Consider the following 21833-nt stretch of genomic DNA (forward strand, 5'->3'; position numbering starts at 1 on the left):
AGTTTCTAATCGTCCCATCAATTATATTTGGAGTCGCACATGACTGTTAAGACGAACCTTCTGATTGCTGCCGCATCGAGCATGATCTTCGCCGCTGGTGCTACCGCACAGACAACGACGACGCCTGCGGCGCCCGCAGCACCGGCGCAGACGGCGCCAGCCACCACCGCCACGCCGCAGGCAGCGCCTGCGACTGGGGCTCCGGCCGCACCGACCGCCGCGCCGACGACGACGATCGCCGCCGCGCTGCCGACGCTGCCGAACCGCGCGACGCTGACCAAGCTGGTGACGGCGGCCAAGCTCGAGACGACGCTGGCAGGCCCCGGCCCGTTCACCGTGTTCGCGCCGAGCGACGAGGCGTTCACCCGCCTGCCGGCCGGCGCACTCGATACGCTGCTGAAGCCCGAGTCGGCGCCGACGCTTGCGACGATCATCAAGTATCACGTCGTTGCCGGCGCAGTGACCTCGGACCAGCTCAAGGCGCAGATCACCGCCGGCGGTGGCAAGGCGACGCTGACCACGCTCGCGGGCCAGCCGCTGATCGCCTCGCTGGGCCCGAACGGCAACATCGAGCTGACCGACACCGCCGGGATCAAGTCGTACGTCGACACGGCCGACATCAAGGAGACGAACGGCGTCGTCCACTTGACCAACGGCATGAGCGTTCCGAAGCTCGGCTAATGGCATTGCGGGCCGCAGCCTTACAAAGGCCGCGGCCCGTTTCTTGTTTCTCCGCGAAGGCGGGGACCCAGTCTGGGTTCCCGACTTCGCGGGAGAGCATTCTTTAGTTTAGCTCTGAGGCTGATCCCAGCGTGCAGCTGCCGTGTGATCGCCATCGCGCGCTTCGACCCAGCTCGCTTCAGCCCCTCGCGTTTCGCGCTTCCAGAACGGCGCGTCGGTCTTCAAGCGATCGATCAGATACGCACAGGCTTCCAGCGCCGCGCCACGGTGCGCCGCCGTCGCCGCGACGAACACGATCCGCTCGCCCGGCTGCATCGGCCCGACCCGGTGGACGATGATCGCCGCGCTCAGCCCCCAGCGTTCGATCGCCCCCTCGGCAACCTTCAGCAACGCCGCTTCGGTCGCCCCGGGATAATGTTCGAGCTCGAGCGTACCCACGCCATCATCCGCGCGGACGAGCCCGGTAAAGGTCGCCACCGCCCCGGCCCCGGCCGCTTCGGCGCGCGTCATCTCTGCCGCGATATCGATCGGCGAATGCCGGACCGAGATATGGATCATCCGCCGGTCACCGGTGGGAAGATCGCGATCTCCTGCGCCCGACCGATCGGCGTATCGAGCGGCACGAACTCCTGATCGACCGCCGCGCGCAACCGCGAGCGATTCTCGAACGCTTCGGCATGGCCGGCACTGGTTTCCGCCAGCCAGTCGACCAGGTCGGCGACCGTCGCGACGCTCGCGGGCGGCTCGACCATCTCCTCGCCCGTGCCGATGCGCTCGCGCACCCAGGCGAAATACACCATCCGTATCGTCGCCATCGTCAGTCCATGTGCTTCAGGCCGACGCGGAGATAATCCCACCCGGTCAACACGGTAAGGACGGCCGCGCCCCACAAGGCGACGATACCGACATTATGCACCCAGACCATCTCGGGCACCGCGCCGCCGAGGATGATCCCGCCGAGCGACACGAGTTGCAGCGTCGTCTTCCACTTCGCCAACTGCGATACGGGAACGGACACCTGCACCTGCGCCAGGAACTCGCGCAGCCCCGACACCGCGATCTCGCGCAGCAGGATTACGAGCGCGGCGATCACGTGGACGCCGGGAATATCGCGCGTGCCGACCAGGATCAGGATCACCGCGGCGACCATGATCTTGTCGGCGATCGGATCGAGGAAGATCCCCAGCCGCGATACAGCGCCGCTCGACCGCGCGAGATAACCGTCGAAATAATCGGTGATGCCCATCAGGCAGTACAGCACGAAGGCGATGCCGTAGCCCGCCTCCCAGTCGGGCCACCACAGGAACCAGACCAGCAGGGGCACCGCGACGATCCGCGACAATGTCAGGAGGTTAGGCAAGCTCAGCACCCACCACCTCTATACCGGTCGGCCGCGCGGCGAAACCGGTTTAAACGTTGGCGTGAGCATGACGCTGGGCTAAGGGTTTGGCGTATTTTCGCAACGATCTGGGCGATTTCTCGCATGCTCAATGCCCTCGGGTTGCTGAAGCAACGTCGCTTCCTGCCCCTGTTCACCACGCAGTTTCTCGGCGCGTTCAACGATAATCTGTTCAAGACTTCGATGGTCCTGTTCGCCACCTATGCGGTCTTCAACGACCCGAAAATGGAGGCGAACTTCAACGCGCTGGCGACGGGACTCGGCATCCTGCCGTTCTTCCTGCTGTCCGCGCTCGCCGGGCAATTGGCGGACAGCCACGACAAGGCGCGGATCATCCGGATCGTGAAGACCGTCGAGATCGGCATCATGCTGCTCGGCGCGACCGGACTGATGGTCGCGCGCGCCGGACATCCGTCGCTGGGAATCGGGTTGATGCTCGGCGCGGTGCTGTGCCTGGGTGTCCATTCGACGTTCTTCGGGCCGATCAAATACGCGATCCTGCCGCAGCATCTGAAGCCCTGCGACGTGCTCGGCGGCACCGGGCTGGTCGAGGCGGGGACGTATCTCGCGATTCTGCTCGGCACCGTGACTGCCGGCTGGATCCCGATCGAGGGCGCCGCCGCCGGCGTGCTGATCGTCGCGCTGGTCGGCTGGTTCGCCGGCCGGCAGGTGCCCCCCGCGCCGCGCGAAGGACCGCCGCTGAAGCTGGACTACAACCCGTTCACCGCGTCGTGGCGACTGATCAGCGCGACGCTGCACATCCCGCGGCTGTTCCTCGCGATCGTCGCGATCAGCTTTTTCTGGACGATCGGCGCGGTGCTGATCATCGTCTTCCCGCCGCTGGTCAAGAACGTGCTGACCGCCGACGAGCGGGTCGCGAGCTTCGTGATCGCGGTGTTTTCGGTCGGCGTCGCGATCGGCTCGGTGGTGATCAACACGATGCTGCGCGGGCGGATCTCGGCGAAGTTCTCGCCCGCGTCGGTGATCGCGATGGGCGGCTTCGTCGTGCTGTTCTCGTTCCTCGCGCGGACCTGGACGCCGGCGCCGGCCGGTCAGTTTTACGACTGGGCGGGGTTCATCCGCCAGCCCGGCGCGATCCCCGTGCTCGGGACGTTGCTGGCGATCGCGATCACCGGCGGGATGTTCGTGGTGCCGCTCTATGCGTTCCTGACGACGACCGTCGAGAAGGACCAGACCGCGCGCACCGTGGCCGCGAACAACGTCGTCAATTCGGGTGCGATGACGATCGGCTCGATTTTGGTCATCGGCATCACCGCGATGGGCGTCTCGCCGGAGGACATGCTGTTCCTGGTCGCGGCGATGTGCCTCGTCTCGGCATGGCTCGCGCAGAAGCTGCACCGCGCGTGCGACGACGATGTCGGCGGGTGCTTGCCGACGTTAAGACGGTAGCCAGTTCTCCCGGCCACCCTCTTCCGTTCGTGCTGAGCGAAGTCGAAGCACCTTCGCCCGGGACTAGCCCTTCGACTTCGCTCAGGGCGAACGGAATACCCTCAAAAAAAAAAGCTGTAGAAACAGGTGAAGAACGCCGCGAAGCTCAGGAAAAACAGCTTCACGTCCTGATCGTCGTTCTTCGCCGCCGCGACCACCGGCGGCGGCAACGACCGGCGCAGCGGATGACGGGCGGCTTCGTTGGTGAGGACTAGGCGTCTGGTCATGATGCAAACGTTAACGCCGCGTTTACTAATTCGACCAGTCGCAAAAATGGTTAAATCGGCCCCGTCCGGGAATGGGACGGAATCGCGCCGGCAACCGCCCGCCCGAGACCGCCGGCCGCCCCCTGTGCATGCCGCACCCCGCCGTCTAAGCTGCCTCCCATACCCCGCGACTCCGCGGCCAGAAGGACCCGAATTATCCAGCAGATTGCGGCACTTCCCTATGTGATCGACGCCGACGGCCATGCCCGCGTCATGCTGATCACCTCGCGCGACACCGGTCGCTGGGTGATCCCCAAGGGCAATCCGATCGTCGGGCTCGCCAGCCACGAGGCCGCCGCGCAGGAGGCGTATGAGGAAGCCGGCATCCGCGGCATCCCCTGCCCCACCGCGGTTGGCGAATTCGGTTATCGCAAACGCCGCCGCACCGGCCGCTACCGCGACATGATCGTGACGGTTTTTCCGCTCGCGTTCGTCGAACAACTCGACGACTGGCCCGAGCGCCATCAGCGCGAGACGCGCTGGTTTACGCTTGATCGCGCCGCGGACGCTGTCAATGAGCCCGGCCTGAAAGCGCTGATCGCGGCTTTCCGCGAGCCGCCGATCCCGGCGTCGCTCGCGCAACGTATCTTACCCGTCGTGCGCAAGAGTGCGAAAAGGAGAATTCCGATGCTGGGCTGGTTCCAGTCGCTGATGCCGAAGCAGGGGCGGTTCTTCGAACTGTTCGACGCGCATGCCGCGACGTTGGTCGCCGGCGCCGATGCGCTCGCACGGCTGCTCCACGGCGAAGGCTCGATCGAGGGCCAGATCGCCGAGATCGTCAAGCGCGAGCACGAGGCCGACGATATCACGCGGGAGGTGTTGCAGGACGTCCGCCGCGTGTTCGTGACGCCGTTCGACCGCAGCGCGATCACGGATTTGATCGGCGTGATGGACGATGCGATCGACCAGATGAACGGCACCGCCAACGCGATCGCGCTGTACGAGGTGACCGAGTTCTCGGCCGAGATGCGCGACATGGCCGGCATCATCGTCGAGGCCGCACGGATCACCGCCGAGGCGATCCCGCTGCTCCGCTCGCTCGGCACCAATGCGGGCCGGCTGCATGACCTGACCGCGCGGCTGATCCAGATCGAGGGTCATGCCGACGACATCCACGACACGGGCCTCCGCGCGCTGTTCCAGGCCTCGAAGATCAGCGCGGACCCGATGACCTTCATCATCAACCGCGAGATCTACAGCAGCCTGGAAAAGATCGTCGACCGCTTCGAGGACGTCGCGAACGAGATCCAGGGGCTGGTCATCGACCATGCTTGATGTGTGGCACTCCGAGGATGCTCCCCCCCGGCGAAGGCCGGGGCCCAATTGGGGGACGACAATAACGAAGGGCGGCGCGCCGTCACTGCAACCTCTCCACTTGGGCCCCGGCCTTCGCCGGGGTGGTGCCTGTGGGCGAGCGACCACGCTCGGAGCGACCGCGTCTGCTCCCCTCCCTGGAAGGGAGGGGTTGGGGGTGGGTCGGCCCGAGACGGAGCGCAACGCCCGCCCCACACCGACCCACCCCCTGCCCCTCCCTTCCAGGGAGGGGGGCCGGACGGCGCCTGGAGTGGCAGCATGATCCTCTCCCTCCCCCTCCTCATCGGCCTTATCGGCATCGCGCTGCTGTTCGACTTCCTGAACGGCCTCCACGACGCGGCGAACTCGATCGCCACGGTGGTCTCCACGCGCGTCCTCAAGCCCCAATACGCCGTCCTCTGGGCAGCCTTCTTCAACTTCATCGCGTTCGCGGTGTTCGGGCTCCACGTCGCGCAGACCGTCGGCACCGGGATCGTCCAGGCGCATGTCATCGACGCACAGGTGATCTTCGCCGCGCTGATCGGCGCGATCGCGTGGAACGTCATCACCTGGGTGCTCGGCATCCCGTCGAGCAGCAGCCACGCGCTGATCGGCGGGCTGCTGGGTGCCGGCATCGCCAAGATCGGCTTCGGCGCGATCGTCTGGAGCGGCGTGATCAAGACCGTCCTCGCGATCTTCGCCTCGCCCGCGATCGGCCTCATGCTCGCACTCGTACTGGTGCTCGCGGTCGCCTGGACCAGCCTGAAGCTCACCCCGCTCGGCGTCGACAAGCGCTTCCGCAAGCTGCAGTTGATCTCGGCCGCGCTCTATTCGCTCGGCCACGGCGGCAACGACGCGCAGAAGACGATGGGGATCATTGCCGTGCTGCTCTACTCGCAGGGCCTGCTCGGCGGCGAATTCCACGTGCCGCTCTGGGTCGTGCTGTCCTGCCAGGCGGCAATGGCGCTCGGCACGCTGTCGGGGGGCTGGCGGATCGTCCACACGATGGGCTCGAAGATCACCCGCCTCACCCCGGCACAAGGCTTTTGCGCGGAGACCGGCGGCGCGATCACGCTGTTCGCGGCGACGTTCTGGGGCATCCCGGTCTCGTCGACGCACACCATCACCGGCTCGATCGTCGGCGTCGGTGCCGCGCGGCGCCTGTCCGCGGTCCGCTGGAACGTCGCGAGCAACATCGTCGTCGCCTGGACGCTGACCCTGCCCGCCGCCGGGTTGATCGGTGCAGGAACGTACCTGCTCGTCGGGTTGTTCGTCTAAGCACCGATATCTTTAAGGTCGATCGCCGCCGTCTCCGTCATATCGACGGAGCGGCGGCGTTCTTGCTCGTCCGTACGCCGCTCCACCCCGAGTAACGCGACAGTGGCGATACCGCCTATTTCGGTCCGTCGCCGCGCAGGGGCGCCACCGCATCCTTGCCGAACTTCATGATCAGTTCGCCGATCTCGCGCGCCTGGCTCATGCTGCGCTGGCTCTGCTCGCGCAGATAATCGCCCTGGATCTTCATCACTTGCGTGAGGTCCTTGGCGCTGGCGGCCTCGCGCATGGCCGCGAATGCCTCGCGCGCATTCTGCTCGGCCTGGTCGATCATCGTCTTGCCGATCGTCGCACCGCCCTCGGCGATCTTGCCGCCGGTTTCCTTCAGCGCCTCGCCAGCGCGCTTCGCTGGATCGACGACCTTCTCGGAGAACGCATCGCGCGCCTTTTCGGTATTCTCGCGCATCGTGTCCGCGGCCCCCTTGGCTGCATCCGCCGCGCGGTCGGTCGCCGCCTTGCTCGCCTTCGCACCATCGTCGACCGCCCGCTTGAAGTCGTCCGCCATCGTCTCGCTCCTCTATTGCGCCACCATCTGGTCGAAGTTTCAACCGGTATGGCCGGCTTTGGTTGCGCCCGCCAGCTTGCACGCGCGCGCTTTAGTCTCGATAGGTCGCGCGGCTTTTACGGGGAACGTCCATGCGCATCACGATGATCGGTTCTGGCTATGTCGGCCTGGTGTCCGGCGCCTGCTTTTCGGATTTCGGGCATGACGTGATCTGCGTCGACAAGGATCAGTCGAAGATCGACGCGCTGCATGCCGGCCGCATGCCGATCTTCGAGCCCGGCCTCGACCAGCTCGTCGCGTCCAACGTCGCCGCGGGCCGGCTGACCTTCACCACCGATCTCGCCAGCGCGGTCGCGGGCGCCGACGCGATCTTCATCGCGGTTGGCACGCCGTCGCGGCGCGGCGATGGCCACGCCGATCTGAGCTATGTCTTTGCCGCGACCGAGGAAATCGCCGCCGCGGTCACTGGCCCGACCGTCGTCGTCACCAAGTCGACCGTCCCGGTCGGCACCGGCGACCGCGTCGAGGCGATCCTGCGTGAGAAGCGTCCCGAGATCGAAGTCGCGGTCGTCTCCAACCCTGAATTCCTGCGCGAAGGCGCTGCGATCGGCGACTTCAAGCGTCCCGACCGCATCGTCATCGGCACCGAGGACGACCGCGCAAAGCAGGTGATGCGTGACGTGTACCGTCCACTGTACCTCAACGAATCGCCGATCCTGTTCGTAAGCCGCCGTACGTCCGAGCTGATCAAATACGCGGCCAACGCGTTCCTGGCGACCAAGATCACTTTCATCAACGAGATCGCGGACCTGTGCGAGGCGGTCGGTGCCGACGTGCAGGACGTGTCGCGCGGCATTGGGCTCGACAACCGGATCGGCAAAAAATTCCTCCACGCCGGGCCCGGCTATGGCGGCTCGTGCTTCCCCAAGGACACGCTGGCACTGCTCAAGACCGCCGAGGATTATCAGACCCCAGTCCACATCGTCGAAGCGGTGGTGAAGGTGAACGACAGCCGCAAGCGCGCGATGGGCCGCAAAGTCCTGCACGCGCTCGGCGACAACCCGCGCGGCAAGACGGTCGCGCTGCTCGGCCTGACGTTCAAGCCGAATACCGACGACATGCGCGATGCCCCCAGCCTTGCGATCGCGACCGCGCTTGCGGATGCGGGCGTGACGGTGCGCACGCACGATCCGGAGGGCATGGCGCCGGCCAGGGCGATGATGCCCGACCTCGTCTATTGCGCCGACGCCTATGATGCAGCCGAGGGTGCGGACGCAGTGGTGATCGTGACCGAATGGGACGCGTACCGCGCACTCGACCTCGCGCGGTTGAAGCGTGTGATGGCCGGGCCGGTTATGGTCGACCTGCGCAACGTCTATCAGCGCGCCGACGTCGAACAGGCCGGGTTCGCCTACACGGCGGTCGGTCGGTGAGCGTCCCCGGCAACATATTCCAGTCACTGGACCTTTTGCGCTTTTACCCTATATACCGAACGGTATGAATAGGCTTTGCACGCTCACCGCCCCCAAGGGCCGCCCCCGCGAGTTCGATCTCGACGAAGCGCTGGCGGGTGCGTTGCGCGTGTTCTGGCGCAACGGCTACGAAGGCGCGTCGATGGCCGAACTGACCGCCGAGATGGGGATCACCAAGCCCAGTCTCTACGCGGCGTTCGGCAACAAGGAGGCGCTCTTCCATAAGGCGCTCGACCTCTACGAACGCGAGAAGCTCGCCTATATGACCTCCGCGCTCGACGCGCCGACCGCGCGCGCCGTAGCGGAAAGGCTTCTCCGCGGCGCGTTGCAGATGCAGATGAGCACCTGCGATCCCAAGGGGTGCCTGAGCGTTATCAGCAGCGTCGCATGCAGCGCCGAAGCCGAGCCGATCAAGGCCGAGGTCGCCAAGCGTCGCGCGTCGTCCGAAGCTGCCCTGATGAAGCGGTTCGACGAGGCTAAGGCCGCAGGCGAGTTCCCTGACGGCCTCGAGTCGCATGCATTGATGCGGTACCTCTTCGCGATCATGCAGGGGCTGTCGATCCAGGCCGGTTCGGGCGCGACTTGCACCGAGCTCAACCAACTCGTCGAGACCAGCCTGTCGGTGTGGCCGACCAAGTAAATCCGTTGGCACTGCCGACATAAAAGTCACGCTTCGTTACGGTCGCGATAAAAAATACCGGCCGGTACAAAAGTCTGTTGACTAGATGAACCCCAGGTTTATATACCGACTGGTATCGAAGCTCCCTCCTACTTCGGAGGGGGCAACCGGGGACACAAACCCATGACCACGGTTACAACCTAACCCAGAACGGATGGCTTCGGCCGACCGGACTCTCGAAAATTCAAGCGGGCAAGCGCGGCCCGAGGATGTGCCGGCAACGACCGCGCACGCCTTGCGATCAGCTGACGTAGGTGGACCGTTCACCGACGAAGGTCGGCGCTTGCCCGAAAAATCAAAAGGGGGACAATCCCATGGCTTATCTCGACCTCCACAACATGTTCGCCTCGCCCGTCGCCAGCCGCGCGCAGACGGTGACGGCGCCTGCCCCGACCGGCTTTTCCGCGCTCGAATGGAGCGTCATCGCGCTCGCCAAGCGCGACACGTTGCGCAGCCTGTCCGGCCCGAGCCGCATGTCGCGGGCGATGGGCAGCCTGTTCGGGCTCAGCACCGCATCGCGGCTCGCCGACCCCCGGCTCGAGGCCCTGCGGCGGATGGCGGTGTACGCCTGGCGCCGCGGCTTCGCACTGCCGATGGCCGAGATCCAGAACTTCCTCGCCGCCGGCTTTGCCGAGGCCCAGATCGAAACGCTCGTCGAGAGCGTGACCGGCATGCGCGTCGGCGCACAGCAGAAGCGGAGCATCGCAGCGTGAACCAACTTACCACGATCACGGCTGCGAACGACGCCGACGTCGCATCGTCGCCGCCCACGGACCGTCATCGACGGCCCGCATGGCAGCGCGGCGCGATGGTGCTCGTGCCGGTCGCGCTGCTCGGTGCGGTCGGCGTGAAGATGTTCGACACGCCGGATGCGGCGATGGCGGCGCCCCCGCCCGCCGCGGTCACGGTCGCCTCGCCGCTGGTCCGGCAGGTCAACGAGTGGGACGATTATGTCGGCCGGTTCGCGCCGAGCCGGACGGTCGATATCCGTCCGCGCGTCGCGGGCGAAGTCACCGGCATCCACTTCCGCGACGGCGAGATCGTCAGCAAGGGGCAGTTGCTCTTCACGATCGACTCCCGGCCATTCGCGGCGGCTTTGGCCGAGGCGCATGCCAACGTGGCAAGTGCCAAGAGCGCGCTGTCGCTGGCGCGTACCGATCTTGGTCGCGCACAACGGTTGGTCGCCGACGAAGCGGTCTCGGCCGGCGAAGTCGATGCCCTTCGCGGCAGGCTCGAAGCAGCCCAGGCCGCACTCGCAGCCGCTCAGGCGCGCGAACGCGCCCGCGCGCTCGACGTCGGCTTCACACAGGTTCGCGCCCCGATCGGCGGTCGCATCTCCGATCGCCGTGTCGATGCCGGCAACCAGGTCGCAGGCGGTGAAGGTACCGGCGGCACCGTGCTGACCACGATCAACGCGCTCGACCCGATCTACTTCACCTTCGACGGCTCCGAGGCTTTGTACCTCAAGACGCAGCGCGCGCGTCAGCCGGGTGCGGCCCCGGCGGCGGTGGAGATCCAGTTGCAGGACGAGACCGAGCATCGCTGGAAGGGCAAGCTCGACTTCACCGACAACGGGCTCGACCAGCGTTCGGGCACGATCCGCGGTCGCGCGGTGCTTGCCAACCCGGGCTATTTCCTGACGCCGGGGATGTTCGGCAACATGCGCCTCGCGAGTGCGGGAACGCGGCAGGCTCTGCTGGTGCCCGACGATGCGGTGCAGACCGATCAGGCGCGGAAAGTCCTGCTGACGATCGATGCGAAGAACGTGGTGAGCCAGAAGCCGGTCGAACTCGGGCCGGTGGTCGATGGGCTGCGGATCGTGCGCTCGGGGATTGGGCCTAACGACCGGATCATCATCCAGGGCACGCAGATGGCGATGCCCGGCGCGACCGTCGCGCCGAAGGTCGGCCGGATCGTGGTGGCCTCGGGTACGACGGCGCCGGCCTCGGTCCAGCCCATCTCGGGCGAGGCCACGCTCGCGAAATAGCTATCCACCCCGGCGAAGGCCGGGGCCCAAATGGGATAGCGTTTCGATTCAATCACTACGGTTCGCCCAATTGGGCCCCGGCCTGGGTTTCCATCGAAGTAATACTTCGATGAGGCCCTGTCGCCGGGGTGGTGTTGGGGCGTGTCCGTCGCTCTTCTTTCGAGGACACAAACCATGCGCTTCTCGCGCTTCTTCATCACCCGGCCGATCTTCGCGGGCGTGATCGCGGTGATCATCACGATCGTCGGTGCGATCGCCTACATGACGCTGCCGGTGTCGCAATATCCCGACATCGTGCCCCCCACCGTCACCGTCAGCGCGACCTATCCCGGCGCCTCGGCCGAGACCGTCGCCGAGACCGTCGCCGCGCCGATCGAGCAGGAGATCAACGGCGTCGACAACATGCTGTACCAGTCGTCGCAATCGACCGGCGACGGCAGGGTCACGATCACCGTCACCTTCAAGATCGGCACGGACCTCGATGCGGCCCAGGTGCTCGTCCAGAACCGGGTCGCGATCGCCGTCCCGCGGCTTCCGGAGGACGTCCAGCGTCTCGGCGTGGTGACGCGCAAGACGTCGCCCGACTTCCTGATGGTCGTCAACCTCGTCTCGCCCGACAATTCGCTCGATCGCGGGTACATCTCCAACTACGCACTGACGCAGGTCCGCGATCGCCTCAGCCGCATCGACGGCGTCGGCGACGTGCAGCTGTTCGGCGCGCGCGATTATTCGATGCGCGTCTGGATCGATCCCGGCCGCGCCGCCGCGCTCGACCTCACCGCCGGCGAGATCGTCGCGGCGTTGCGCGCGCAGAACGTCCAGGTCGCCGCCGGCACGCTTGGCCAGCCGCCCTATGACAAGGGCAACAGCGCGTTCCAATTGAACGTCGAAACGCAGGGTCGCCTGACCGATCCCAAGCAGTTCGCCGACGTCGTCATTCGGACCGACGCGCAAGGCCGCCAGGTCCGCGTCTCCGACGTCGCGCGCGTCGAACTCGGCGCGCAGGATTACGGCGCCAACACCTATCTCAGCGGCAAGCCGACGGTCATCGCCGCGGTCTTCCAGCGGCCCGGCTCGAACGCGCTCGGCGCGGCACAGGCCGTCACCGCCGAGATGGAAAGCATGTCGAAGCGCTTCCCCAAGGGTCTCGAATACAAGGTCATCTACAACCCGACCGAGTTCATCGCCCAGTCAATCGACGCGGTGAAGCATACCTTGTTCGAGGCGATGATCCTCGTGGTACTGGTGATCCTCGTCTTCCTGCAGAAGTGGCGCGCGGCGATCATCCCGATCGTGGCGATCCCGGTCTCGCTGATCGGTACCTTCGCGGTGCTCGCCGCCGCCGGGTACAGCCTCAACAATCTGTCGCTGTTCGGCCTCGTCCTCGCGATCGGCATCGTCGTCGATGACGCGATCGTCGTGGTCGAGAATGTCGAGCGCAACCTCGAACACGGGCTCTCCCCCTTGGAGGCGGCGCGCACGTCGATGGACGAAGTATCGGGCGCGCTGGTCGCGATCGTGCTCGTGCTGTGCGCGGTGTTCATCCCGACCGTGTTCCTGACGGGCCTGTCAGGCGCCTTCTACCGCCAGTTCGCGGTGACGATCTCGACCGCGACGATCATCTCGTTGCTGATCTCGCTGACGCTGTCGCCCGCGCTCGCCGCGATGCTCCTCAAGCCCACCGCACCCGCGGACTCCGGCAACCGCGTGACCCGCACATTGCGGCGCGCAGGCGATGCCTTCAACCGCGGGTTCGAGCGGATGGGCAACGCGTATGCCCGCCTCACCCAACGTCTCGTCACCGCGCCGAAGCGGATGATGGTCGCCTATGGCGCGCTGATCGCCGTCACGGTGGGCGTGTTCATGGTCACGCCGTCCGGCTTCGTCCCCGCGCAGGACCAGGGCTACTTCCTGACCGTCATCCAGCTTCCGCCGGGCTCCTCGGTCGAGCGCACCGACGCGGTGATGCAGAAGGTCGCGAAACGCATCCTGCCGCTCGCCGGCGTCAAGGGCGCGGTCATGCTCGCAGGCTTCGACGGCCCGTCGCAGACGCTCGCCCCCAACTCGGCCGCTGCCTACATCCCGCTAAAAAGCTTCGAGGAACGCAAGAAACTCGGCGTCACCCTCGCCAGCATCATGGCGGAATCGCAGAAGGCGACCGGCGACATCACCGAAGCGCGCCTGCTGATCGTCCCGCCGCCTTTGATCCAGGGCATCGGCTCGGCCGGCGGCTACCGTCTGATGGTGCAGGACCAGGGCGGTCACGGTTACGGCGAACTCGGCAAGACGTCGTACGCGCTGATCGGCCAGGCCAACCAGACCCCGGGTCTCGCGCAGGTCTACACCTTCTTCGACACCGCCACGCCGCGCATCTTCGCCGACGTCGACCGCGCCAAGGCCAACCTCCTCGGCGTTCCCCCGGAACGCGTGTTCGAGGCGTTGCAGGTCTATCTCGGGTCGGAATTCGTCAACGACTTCAACCTGTTGGGCCGCACCTTCCGCGTCACGGCCCAGGCCGATGCACCGTTCCGCAACACCACCGCGGATATCGCCAACCTCAAGACGCGCTCCAATTCGGGCCAGATGGTCCCGGTCGGCTCGGTCTCGACCTTCAAGGACAAAACCGGTCCGTACCGCGTCGTCCGCTACAACCTCTTCCCCGCGGTCGAGGTCGATGGCGACACCGCCAAGGGCTATTCGTCCGGCCAGTCGCTGGTCGCGATGGAGAAGCTCGCCGATGCATCGCTGCCCGCCGGCTACGCGCATGAATGGACCGGCATCGCCTACCAGCAGAAGGCGGCGGGCAGCACCGCCGCGCTCGTCTTCGGCATGGCCGTGGTGTTCGTCTTCCTCGTGCTCGCCGCGCAATATGAGAGCCTGACGTTGCCGCTCGCGATCATCCTGATCGTGCCGATGTGCCTGTTGGCCGCGATGACCGGCGTGAACCTGCGAGGTATGGACAATAACGTCCTCACGCAGATCGGCCTGGTCGTGCTGATTGCACTCGCCGCGAAGAACGCGATCCTCGTGGTCGAGTTCGCCAAGCAGGCCGAGGAACAGGACGGGCTCACCCCGGTCGAGGCCGCGGTGCGCGCGGCGAAGGACCGGTTGCGGCCGATCCTGATGACGAGCTTCGCGTTCATCCTCGGCGCGGTGCCGCTGGTGATCGCCGAGGGCGCGGGTGCGGAACTCCGCCAGGCGCTCGGGACGGCGGTATTCTTCGGGATGATCGGCGTGACCGGCTTCGGCCTGCTCTTCACCCCCACCTTCTATGTCGTCGCAAGGGCGCTGGCGAAGCGGTTCGAACGCCGCCGCCCAGCTGCACCCGCCACGACCCTACAGCCAGCCGAATAGGACCCAGCATCATGAAGTCCGCCCTCCTCGCGAGCCTCTCGGCGCTGACGCTCGCCGCCTGCGCCGCCGGCCCCGACTATGTCGCGCCGATCACCCCACCCAAGGCGGCGGCGTCGTTCGTCACCGCGAATGCTGCGACCGTTACGACGGCGCCGGATAACGACTGGTGGCGGATGTACCGCGACCCGGTCCTCGACGGCCTCGTCGCGGACGCGCTCGCAGCGAACACCGACCTCCGCGTGGCAGTCGCCCGCCTCGACAGCGCCCGCGCGTCCCTGCGCGGCGCCAAGACCGACCGCGAACCGCAGGTGAACGCCGGCGCGAGCGGCAACTATTCCCGCACCTCACAACTCCAGAACCTCCCAGGTTTCGACCGCCAGCGCGCTACCTATGACGTCGGCCTCGACGTCAGCTACGAGGTCGATCTCGCCGGCCGGGTCCGCCGCAACGTCGAAGCCGCACGCGGCGACGTCGGCGCAGCGCAAGCCGATGCGGACGCCGTCCGCGTCTCGATCGTCGCCGCCACCACGCGCGCCTATGTCGACGCAGCCTCGTCCGCCGAACGCCTCGCGGTGGCCCGGCGGATCGTCGACCTGCTCGACAAGTCGAACACGCTGACCGGGAAGCGGGTCGACGCCGGTCGCGCCGCTCGCCTCGACCAGGTCCGGATCGCAGCCCTGCGCGACCAGCGCGCCGCCAACATCCCGCAGATCGAGGCCGAGCGCCAAGCCGCGCTCTTCCGCCTCGCCACGCTCACCGGCCGCACCCCGCAGGACCTGCCCGCAGCCGCCGGCGCCCGCACCACGACGCCGCGCCTCGACCAGCCGATCCCGATCGGCGACGGCGCGACATTGCTCGCCCGCCGCCCCGACGTCCACGCCGCCGAACGCCGGCTTGCGGCGGCGACCGCGCGGATCGGCGTCCAGACCTCGCAACTCTATCCGCAGATCTCGCTCGGCGGTTCGATCGGCTCGACCGCGCTCAGCGTCGGCGACATCTTCACCGGCGGCCCGATCCGCTGGCTGCTCGGCCCGCTTTTGAACTGGTCGCTCAACCAGTCCGCCGCCCGCGCTCGGATCGCCGGTGCCGAGGCCGACACCCGCGGTGCGCTCGCCAATTTCGACGGCAGCATCCTCACCGCACTCGAGGAAACCGAGACGGCACTCTCCAACTACGCGCGCGAACTCGATCGCCGCACGCAGCTCCAGTCCGCACACGACAACGCCGCGACCGCCGCCCGCATCACCCGCGCCCGCCAGCGCGAAGGCCAGATCGACTTCCTCGACGTCCTCGACGCGGAACGGACGCTGGCCGACACCGACACGGACCTCGCCGCCGCCGACGCGCGGATCGCTGGCGCGCAGGTCGACCTGTTCCGGGCATTGGGGGGCGGCTGGCAGGCCGCGCCCAAGCCCGCCTGACGATCTGATCAGTGGGTTAACCAACTTTTGAAACACAGCAGCAACTAAAGTACATCAAGCCAAGCGGGACGTTGGAGAGTATCATGACCGACCAGGGCGTAACCGAGACCGAGAATACGCAGGCTTGGCGCGCGCAAGTTCGATATCATCAGGACCGTGCCGCGCAGGAGCAAGTGCTCGCGCGCCGGTCCCGGTCCGACGCGGCACGGACGGCGCACAGCGTGCTGCGTGAGCATCACCTCCAACTCGCCGCATCGGCCGAGCTGGTCGCAACGATGCGCGATGCCGAGCCACCGCAGAGTTCCGCGCTCCAGCATACCGGTTGGCTGATGCGCGAGAGTTACGGCGAAAAAACGCGTAACGATCAGTCCTGATCGATATCCGCCTTGCCGAGATTGATGCCGTCATAAAGCGCCAGCAGCGCCGTCACTTCCGCAACGACCGTCTCCTGCTCCTCACGCCACCGCGCGGTCGCATCGTTCGACGGCACGCCGTTCTGACCGTCATGCAGGGTGAAACCCTGGTCTATCAGCCAGATAGCGTCGGTAGCCCGCGAACGCTGTCGTCGCAGGTGATAGACCCATTGCTCGATGATCCCCGAAGGAACCAGTCTATCCAGATCGCCCATGCGTTCCGGTAGGCCAACGCCTTAGCCAATGCCAGCCTGTGCGACGCGCTTTCGGAAGCAAATTTCGATTCTAACCGTCTCGGGACATGTGACGGCAACATCGCGGGTTCAGGACAGAAGCATGGTCCTTCTCCCAACCCCCGCGGTCATCGAACGCCGCATGGATGATCAATCCGTGCTTGCCCGCCGCGCACCGAATGCGGGTGTCGCGCGGATGCACGAGGAACTTGCCGCGCTGTACCGGGAACAGTTGATCGCGGTAATGCGCGCCTCAACCGCCGACTGAAACGCCATGCTTGGCCATGGATCGCGTGCGACGCCGCCGTAATTCGCCGCTAGACGCGCTGTCATGACCAGCACTGCTTCCCCGCCCGCCCCGCTCTGGATCGGCACCTATGCCGGCGGTGGTGGGACCGGCCTGTATCCCCTGACCGAAGAAGGCGGCGCACTGGGGGTCGGCCCCGCGTATCCCGAGGCGCTCAACGCCTCGTTCGGCGCCTACGCGTCCAGGTTCGATCTCCATTACCTCGTCGACGAACGCCAGGAGGGCGCACTCGGCTGCTATCGTCGGACCGACGCGGGATGGATCCGTGTCGGGCAAGTCGCGACCGGCGGCGGCGCACCGTGCCACGTCGCGCTCGATGCCACGCAATCCTGGGTGGCCATCGCCCATTACGAGACCGGCAGCACCGCGCTGTTCCGGCTCGATCCAGCCGATGGCCTGCCGATCGCACCGCCCGTCGTTCACGCCAACATCGGCCACGGGCCCGATCTCGACCGCCAGCGATCGCCGCACGCGCACTGGGTAGGCTTCGGCCTGGACAACCAAATGCTGTACGTCACCGATCTGGGAACCGACGAAGTGCTGGCGTTCGCGTTCGACGCGGACCGGGGCACGCTTGCAACGCCGCATACCGCGTTCGCCGCGCCGCCGGGTTCCGGTCCGCGGCATATGCTGTTTCACCCGAGCCACCCGCGCACGGCCTATCTCGCCTGCGAACTGTCGAGCACCGTCGTCGTGCTGGATCTCGAAGACGCAACGCTGCGCCACCGCGCCATGGTGTCGACACTTCCGGCCGATTGGCAGGGCGCGAACATCCTGGCGCATGTCGGCGCGAACGCGGCCGGCGACCGCCTGTACGTCTCCAACCGCGGGCATGACAGCATCGCCGTCTTCGCGCTCGACGCACACGGCGACGCGACACCGATCCAGCATATCGCCAGCGGTGGCACGTCGCCGCGGTTCTTTCTGCTCTTGGAAAACGAGGGTCGGATGATCGTCGTGCACGAGCGGGATCACCGCGTCACGATCCTGGACATCCTGCCGGACGGGACGCTCGCCCCGACCGGTCTTGCGGCCACCGTTCCCGGCGCCGCATTCGCGTTCGTCAGCTGACGCTGGCGATCAGCAGCGTGAGTTCGTTGCGAACCGGGTCGACGTCCATCCGCATCGGCTTCAGGGCACGGCGCTTGACCGGATAGGATGCGCGAACCGCATCGCACAGGTCCTTGACCGGTACCCGGACGCAGGCACCCTCATCGCAGACGAGGCGCGGCGTGGAGACGGATCGCACGCAGGTTGCAGGCGTATCGGCCAAGGCGGGCGCGCCGCTCGACAACAGGCATAGTGCTACGGTCCGCAAAGCGGTGTTCTTGATATTCATGGTTCTGAGCCCCCCACAGGCAGTTCGTGTTTGGTGAAGCCAGCGTTAGGGGCAAAGTGGTTTCGATAGTGTTTCGATCATTGCCGCATCGTCGAACGGCTGCGCGGTCATAAGGAAAACACAGCTTTTCTGCCTGTTCCGCGGCGACCGGCGCTTGCGCCGGCCGCCACGGATGCCTGTCGTCCGGGCGTTTCGGTCGATCAGAAGCGGATCTTGATCGACCCCTTGTACGACTGGTTCGACACGTCCTTGCGCTCGACAGTGGTGTCAGCACCGACCGAGATGTCGACGCTGTCACCGACCAGCGTCAGCCCGGCGCTGATCTCACCCCAGTTCTTGTCCTGCCCGGCCAGCGCGAACAGCGCGTTCGGTCCGATCCCACCGACGAAGTTCGCGCCGAACGCGCCCGGCGTCGACTGGAAGTCATGGACGTAGTTCGCCGCTGCATAGGGCCTTATCGAACCGCCGCCGCTGAGCGACAGCCCAGCGCGGCCCTGCAGGCTGTCGAAGCTGTCGCGATCGACGAACAGTGCCGGTCCGCCACCATTCTCGATCGACTTGCCGAAGCCGATATGGCTTGCACGAAGCGACACGCGCGGGCCGACCTTGAGCATCGACAGGTCGAACGCCTTGCCGAGCCCGACCTCGCTGACGACGGTCAGCGCGTTGTCGGTGCCGCGCAGGCGGTAGTTGGTGCCGACGAAGCCGACGGTGCGATCGGTCTTGGCGACGAACGCGCCCGCGCTGAACTGCGTGTCGAGAACGATGCCCGATGCGGTCTCCAGCTTGCCGTACAGCGTTCCCTGGAACAACTCGCCCTTGGCGCGCTGTGCGATGCCCGCGGTGGTGCCGTCGGTGTTGGTGTACGAGAACGAGAAGCCGATCACGCCACCCTCGCCTGCCTGCTTCTCAAGCCCGGCCGCCGCGAAATAGCCGTCGAACTTGTCGTGCCCGCCGAACGGATTGGTCCCCGGCATCGACCGGCTTTTGCCATCGATGTAGCCGCCCGCGATGAAGCCGCTCATGTCGTCGGGCAGGCGACCCTGCTGCAACACGGTGCCGCTCGAATCGCTCATCGTGTCCTGCCCGCCGGGAAGGTCGCTCGCCATCAGCGACGCGACCTGGACCGGTTTGCCGATCAGCGCGAGCGTACCGCCGAGCCCGCCACGCGTATCGATCTGCGCGATATGATCACGGTAGAAGCGCGACATCGTGTCGATCGAGGCAATGCCGAGGCTCGACTTGAGCGTTTCGGCCCGCGGCGCGAGGCCCTCCAGCGTCGAGCGGATCGTCGCCGCGTTCTGCAGATCCAGCGAACCGTACACGCCGCTCAATGCCGCATAGTTCGACCGGTTCTGGTCGAGCAGCTGTGCGTAAGCGCCCTGCACCGGCGTTCCCGCGACGACGTTGCGGTATTGGCCGGCCAGAATCCGCACCTGCACCGCGTTGGTGCTGTAGACATAGCTCGGCGTCAGGATCGCGCTCAGCGGCGTGGCGGCGGCGAACGAGCCGCTGATCCCACCCTGCGCGGTCACAATCGTGTACAGGTCGTTATACCGGATGGTCTGGCCCGCGACCGGTGCGAAGCCGACGCGACCGCCAAGGTTGGCAATGCCGTTGGTCGCCGCACCCGCTGCATTGAATGTCGTAGCGACGAAGGCGAGCTTGTCGGACGTGCCGTTCGGCCCGAGGTCGACGAGCAGGTTCGTCCCCGAGGCAAGCACGCCGTTCCCGGCTACGGTCAGCGTGCCGATCGTGCCAGTGGTACCGGGCGCGATCACCCCCGCGACGCTGGTGAAGAACGGGGTGTTGATGCGGCCCGATCCGGTCAGCAACCCGGCCAGCATGAAGTAATCCCCGGGGCTGGAGATGACGCCGTCGTTCTGGACGGTGCCGGTCACCTGGTTGATCGTCATCAGGCTGGTCAGCGACCCCGCCGAGGTCACCGCGAGCTTCGCCGCGCTGCCCGCGACGGTGAACTTGTCCACCGTCACCGCCGAGCCCAGCGTGGTCGTGCCCGCCGCCGACAGCGTCACGTCGTAATAGCGCGCGCTCCGCTGGATCGTCCGATCCGGATCGATGTTGTTCGGCACGAAGTTGGTCGCGCCCGGCAGGCCGTTCGCCAGCGTCGGCGACAGCACCGCCAACGCTGGGCCTGCGGCAGGGGTCGGCCCATTAGCCACCGGCACGCCGTCAATCGTCTCGACGCCTGTCTTCACATCGAGACAGTCGGTCCGGAAACAGACCTGTCCAAACTTGTTACCATCGCCCGCGATGCCCGCCCCAACGGTGGTGGGAACGCCGTTCACGAGCTTGCCGTCGACGATGATCTGGTAGTTCGGATCGAGCGCGGTCACCCAGTGCGACGCGTCGGTCCACGATCCGTCGCCGGCCTTGGCCTGGGCGTAACGATAGGGGTTATTAGCGGCGATATAGTCGGCGAACAGATACAGCGGCTGATAGAAACTCGCGGTCCCATAGGCACCGAACGGCGTCTGGTTGTAGAAGCGATTGCCGCCCGACAGCACGCCGATCACGACCTGCTTGGCGAAAGTCCGGTCTAGGATCAGCGGCCCACCCGAATCTCCGCCAGCAGTCGTTCCCTCATTGGGGAGCGCGTTGTCCTTGAAGAGGTTGAAGTCAAACGGGCTGGCCGCTGCCGTACCACGCCGCGGATCATCGAAATCGAGCTGGTACAGGTTCTGCGGCATCCCGTCGGTCGAGCCGTACAGGAACCCGTTGAGGTCGTCGAACGAACCGAGCAAACCGATGGTGTTCTCGGCGATGCGACGGCGGTAATCGATACCGTTGGTGTCGCCGACCAGAGTCCCGCCCTGTCCGCTGCGGCCATAGCCGGTGATCGTCACGTGATAGCCGGTGCCGGTCGTGTCGTTGATCACAGCAGGTGCCGGCAGCGCCGAGAGCAGCAGCGCCCAGGTCGGCACGTTGGCGGCCGGCGTATCGAGCGTGGCGATCGCTACGTCGGCTTGCAAGAAGTTCTGCGACAGACCCAGCTTCAGCGAGTCGGCGTTATAGACCACTTGGTTGACGTTATAGAGGAAGTTGGCGGTGTTGGTCTTGTATTGCTGCGTATTGACCGCGCCGCTCGTCGTGGTCGGCAGGAACCAGTCGATCACCGCCGGCCGATTATTTTGCGCGAAACCGAACGCGATCGGGATACCGCCGCCCTTCGATCCATAGTCCCAGGGGTTCTGCGCGCCCGTGCCGGCCCCGTTCTCGTTCACGCAATGCGCAGCGAAGATGACGGTCCGCGGGTTGATCAACGTACCCGTGCAGATCCCCAGGCCGCCGCCGCCAGAAGCGATCGTCATCTGGCCGACGCCGTTGACGCCGCCGGCAATGTCCTGCGCGGTGGTCGGCGTACCGGGTGCACTGATGACGATGCTCGGCGCGGTATCGAACTCGGTCGGATTGAGCGTGCTGCCAAAGGCCATCACATCCGGCGCGGTCGGACGATCCTGCGCGACCGCGCTTTGCGGGACGATCGACGACGCAATCAAGGCAGTCGACGTCAACAGGCAAGCACGGACGTGGCGTGCCAGCAGGCGCAAGGAAGCGGTCTTCATCATGATCCCCCAATATGTGCCGCCCCGTCCGGGACGTTCACCATATCGGCAAACGTATTCTCACCATTTTGGGAACGCAATCAACGAACTGCGCGCTCGCTGGATACTGCAAC

Annotated in this window: 21 protein-coding genes; 13 read left to right on the top strand and 8 right to left on the bottom strand. The window is 66.2% G+C overall.

Translation table 11 applies throughout. The features are described from left to right. Window positions 1-39: 39 nt before the first annotated feature. Window positions 40-681, top strand: a complete 642-nt coding sequence (locus tag NLI89_RS09235) for a fasciclin domain-containing protein (RefSeq protein ID WP_254686771.1) — start codon at window positions 40-42, stop codon at window positions 679-681. 108 nt (window positions 682-789) lie between these two features. Here NLI89_RS09235 and NLI89_RS09240 read toward each other — a convergent pair whose 3' ends face one another. From NLI89_RS09240 to pgsA, 3 genes are read right to left on the bottom strand one after another with little or no spacing between them, the layout of a single operon-like run. After that, window positions 790-1239 carry a molybdenum cofactor biosynthesis protein MoaE gene (locus NLI89_RS09240; RefSeq protein WP_254686772.1) on the bottom strand — a complete coding sequence of 150 codons (450 nt, stop codon included), beginning with the start codon at window positions 1237-1239 and terminating at the stop codon, window positions 790-792. After that, window positions 1236-1496, bottom strand: coding sequence for a molybdopterin converting factor subunit 1 (gene moaD, locus NLI89_RS09245; protein WP_254686773.1), 261 nt, complete (start codon window positions 1494-1496; stop codon window positions 1236-1238). The genes NLI89_RS09240 and moaD overlap by 4 nt, the downstream gene beginning before the upstream one ends. Before the next feature lie 2 nt (window positions 1497-1498). Continuing rightward, entirely contained in the window at window positions 1499-2050 is a 552-nt protein-coding gene (gene pgsA / locus NLI89_RS09250; protein ID WP_128454207.1) for a CDP-diacylglycerol--glycerol-3-phosphate 3-phosphatidyltransferase, read from the bottom strand. A gap of 114 nt (window positions 2051-2164) precedes the next feature. Here pgsA and NLI89_RS09255 point away from each other — a divergent pair, with 114 nt between their 5' ends. Continuing rightward, window positions 2165-3490, top strand: coding sequence for an MFS transporter (locus NLI89_RS09255; RefSeq protein WP_254686774.1), 1326 nt, complete (start codon window positions 2165-2167; stop codon window positions 3488-3490). Between the two features lie 101 nt (window positions 3491-3591). Here NLI89_RS09255 and NLI89_RS09260 read toward each other — a convergent pair whose 3' ends face one another. Further along, window positions 3592-3756, bottom strand: a complete 165-nt coding sequence (locus NLI89_RS09260; protein ID WP_254686775.1) for a hypothetical protein — start codon at window positions 3754-3756, stop codon at window positions 3592-3594. 195 nt (window positions 3757-3951) lie between these two features. Here NLI89_RS09260 and NLI89_RS09265 point away from each other — a divergent pair, with 195 nt between their 5' ends. Then, window positions 3952-5070: a DUF47 family protein gene (locus NLI89_RS09265; protein WP_254686811.1), complete on the top strand. Its 1119-nt coding sequence runs from the start codon at window positions 3952-3954 to the stop codon at window positions 5068-5070. 297 nt (window positions 5071-5367) lie between these two features. Next, entirely contained in the window at window positions 5368-6366 is a 999-nt protein-coding gene (locus tag NLI89_RS09270; protein ID WP_254686776.1) for an inorganic phosphate transporter, read from the top strand. Between the two features lie 115 nt (window positions 6367-6481). Here the strand turns inward: NLI89_RS09270 and NLI89_RS09275 are convergent, their stop codons facing one another. Beyond that, window positions 6482-6928 (bottom strand): phasin family protein, encoded by a 447-nt coding sequence (locus NLI89_RS09275; RefSeq protein ID WP_368077259.1) that lies wholly within the window; start codon window positions 6926-6928, stop codon window positions 6482-6484. A gap of 131 nt (window positions 6929-7059) precedes the next feature. On the opposite strand from NLI89_RS09275, the gene NLI89_RS09280 reads away from it, so the two are divergent. From NLI89_RS09280 to NLI89_RS09310, 7 genes are all read left to right on the top strand, one after another. Next, on the top strand, window positions 7060-8361 hold the full coding sequence (locus NLI89_RS09280; protein WP_254686777.1) for a UDP-glucose dehydrogenase family protein: 1302 nt from the start codon (window positions 7060-7062) through the stop codon (window positions 8359-8361). 64 nt (window positions 8362-8425) lie between these two features. Next, complete coding sequence (locus tag NLI89_RS09285) at window positions 8426-9040, top strand: TetR/AcrR family transcriptional regulator (RefSeq protein WP_254686778.1); 615 nt, start codon at window positions 8426-8428, stop codon at window positions 9038-9040. Between the two features lie 353 nt (window positions 9041-9393). Continuing rightward, entirely contained in the window at window positions 9394-9792 is a 399-nt protein-coding gene (locus tag NLI89_RS09290) for a hypothetical protein (RefSeq protein ID WP_254686779.1), read from the top strand. Beyond that, complete coding sequence (locus NLI89_RS09295) at window positions 9789-11066, top strand: efflux RND transporter periplasmic adaptor subunit (RefSeq protein ID WP_439144499.1); 1278 nt, start codon at window positions 9789-9791, stop codon at window positions 11064-11066. The genes NLI89_RS09290 and NLI89_RS09295 overlap by 4 nt, the downstream gene beginning before the upstream one ends. Window positions 11067-11240: 174 nt before the next feature. After that, complete coding sequence (locus NLI89_RS09300) at window positions 11241-14420, top strand: efflux RND transporter permease subunit (RefSeq protein ID WP_254686780.1); 3180 nt, start codon at window positions 11241-11243, stop codon at window positions 14418-14420. Window positions 14421-14431: 11 nt separating this feature from the next. Then, the gene (locus NLI89_RS09305; RefSeq protein WP_254686781.1) at window positions 14432-15841 is read left to right on the top strand and encodes an efflux transporter outer membrane subunit; all 1410 of its coding nucleotides are present in this window, start codon (window positions 14432-14434) and stop codon (window positions 15839-15841) included. 83 nt (window positions 15842-15924) lie between these two features. Beyond that, complete coding sequence (locus tag NLI89_RS09310; RefSeq protein WP_254686782.1) at window positions 15925-16215, top strand: hypothetical protein; 291 nt, start codon at window positions 15925-15927, stop codon at window positions 16213-16215. On the opposite strand, the gene NLI89_RS09315 is transcribed toward NLI89_RS09310, so the two are convergent. Further along, entirely contained in the window at window positions 16206-16469 is a 264-nt protein-coding gene (locus tag NLI89_RS09315) for a hypothetical protein (RefSeq protein WP_254686783.1), read from the bottom strand. The two genes, NLI89_RS09310 and NLI89_RS09315, sit on opposite strands and share 10 nt — an antisense overlap. A 121-nt stretch (window positions 16470-16590) precedes the next feature. Between NLI89_RS09315 and NLI89_RS09320 the strand changes: the two genes are divergently transcribed. Continuing rightward, entirely contained in the window at window positions 16591-16755 is a 165-nt protein-coding gene (locus NLI89_RS09320; RefSeq protein ID WP_254686784.1) for a hypothetical protein, read from the top strand. A gap of 63 nt (window positions 16756-16818) precedes the next feature. Continuing rightward, entirely contained in the window at window positions 16819-17865 is a 1047-nt protein-coding gene (locus NLI89_RS09325; protein ID WP_254686785.1) for a lactonase family protein, read from the top strand. Here NLI89_RS09325 and NLI89_RS09330 read toward each other — a convergent pair. Continuing rightward, complete coding sequence (locus NLI89_RS09330; RefSeq protein ID WP_254686786.1) at window positions 17858-18133, bottom strand: hypothetical protein; 276 nt, start codon at window positions 18131-18133, stop codon at window positions 17858-17860. The genes NLI89_RS09325 and NLI89_RS09330 overlap by 8 nt on opposite strands. 200 nt (window positions 18134-18333) lie before the next feature. Next, window positions 18334-21720: an autotransporter outer membrane beta-barrel domain-containing protein gene (locus NLI89_RS21995; protein WP_254686787.1), complete on the bottom strand. Its 3387-nt coding sequence runs from the start codon at window positions 21718-21720 to the stop codon at window positions 18334-18336. Window positions 21721-21833 lie beyond the last annotated feature (113 nt).

It is taken from the genome of Sphingomonas faeni (genome assembly GCF_024273235.1).
Taxonomy (GTDB): domain Bacteria; phylum Pseudomonadota; class Alphaproteobacteria; order Sphingomonadales; family Sphingomonadaceae; genus Sphingomonas; species Sphingomonas faeni_A.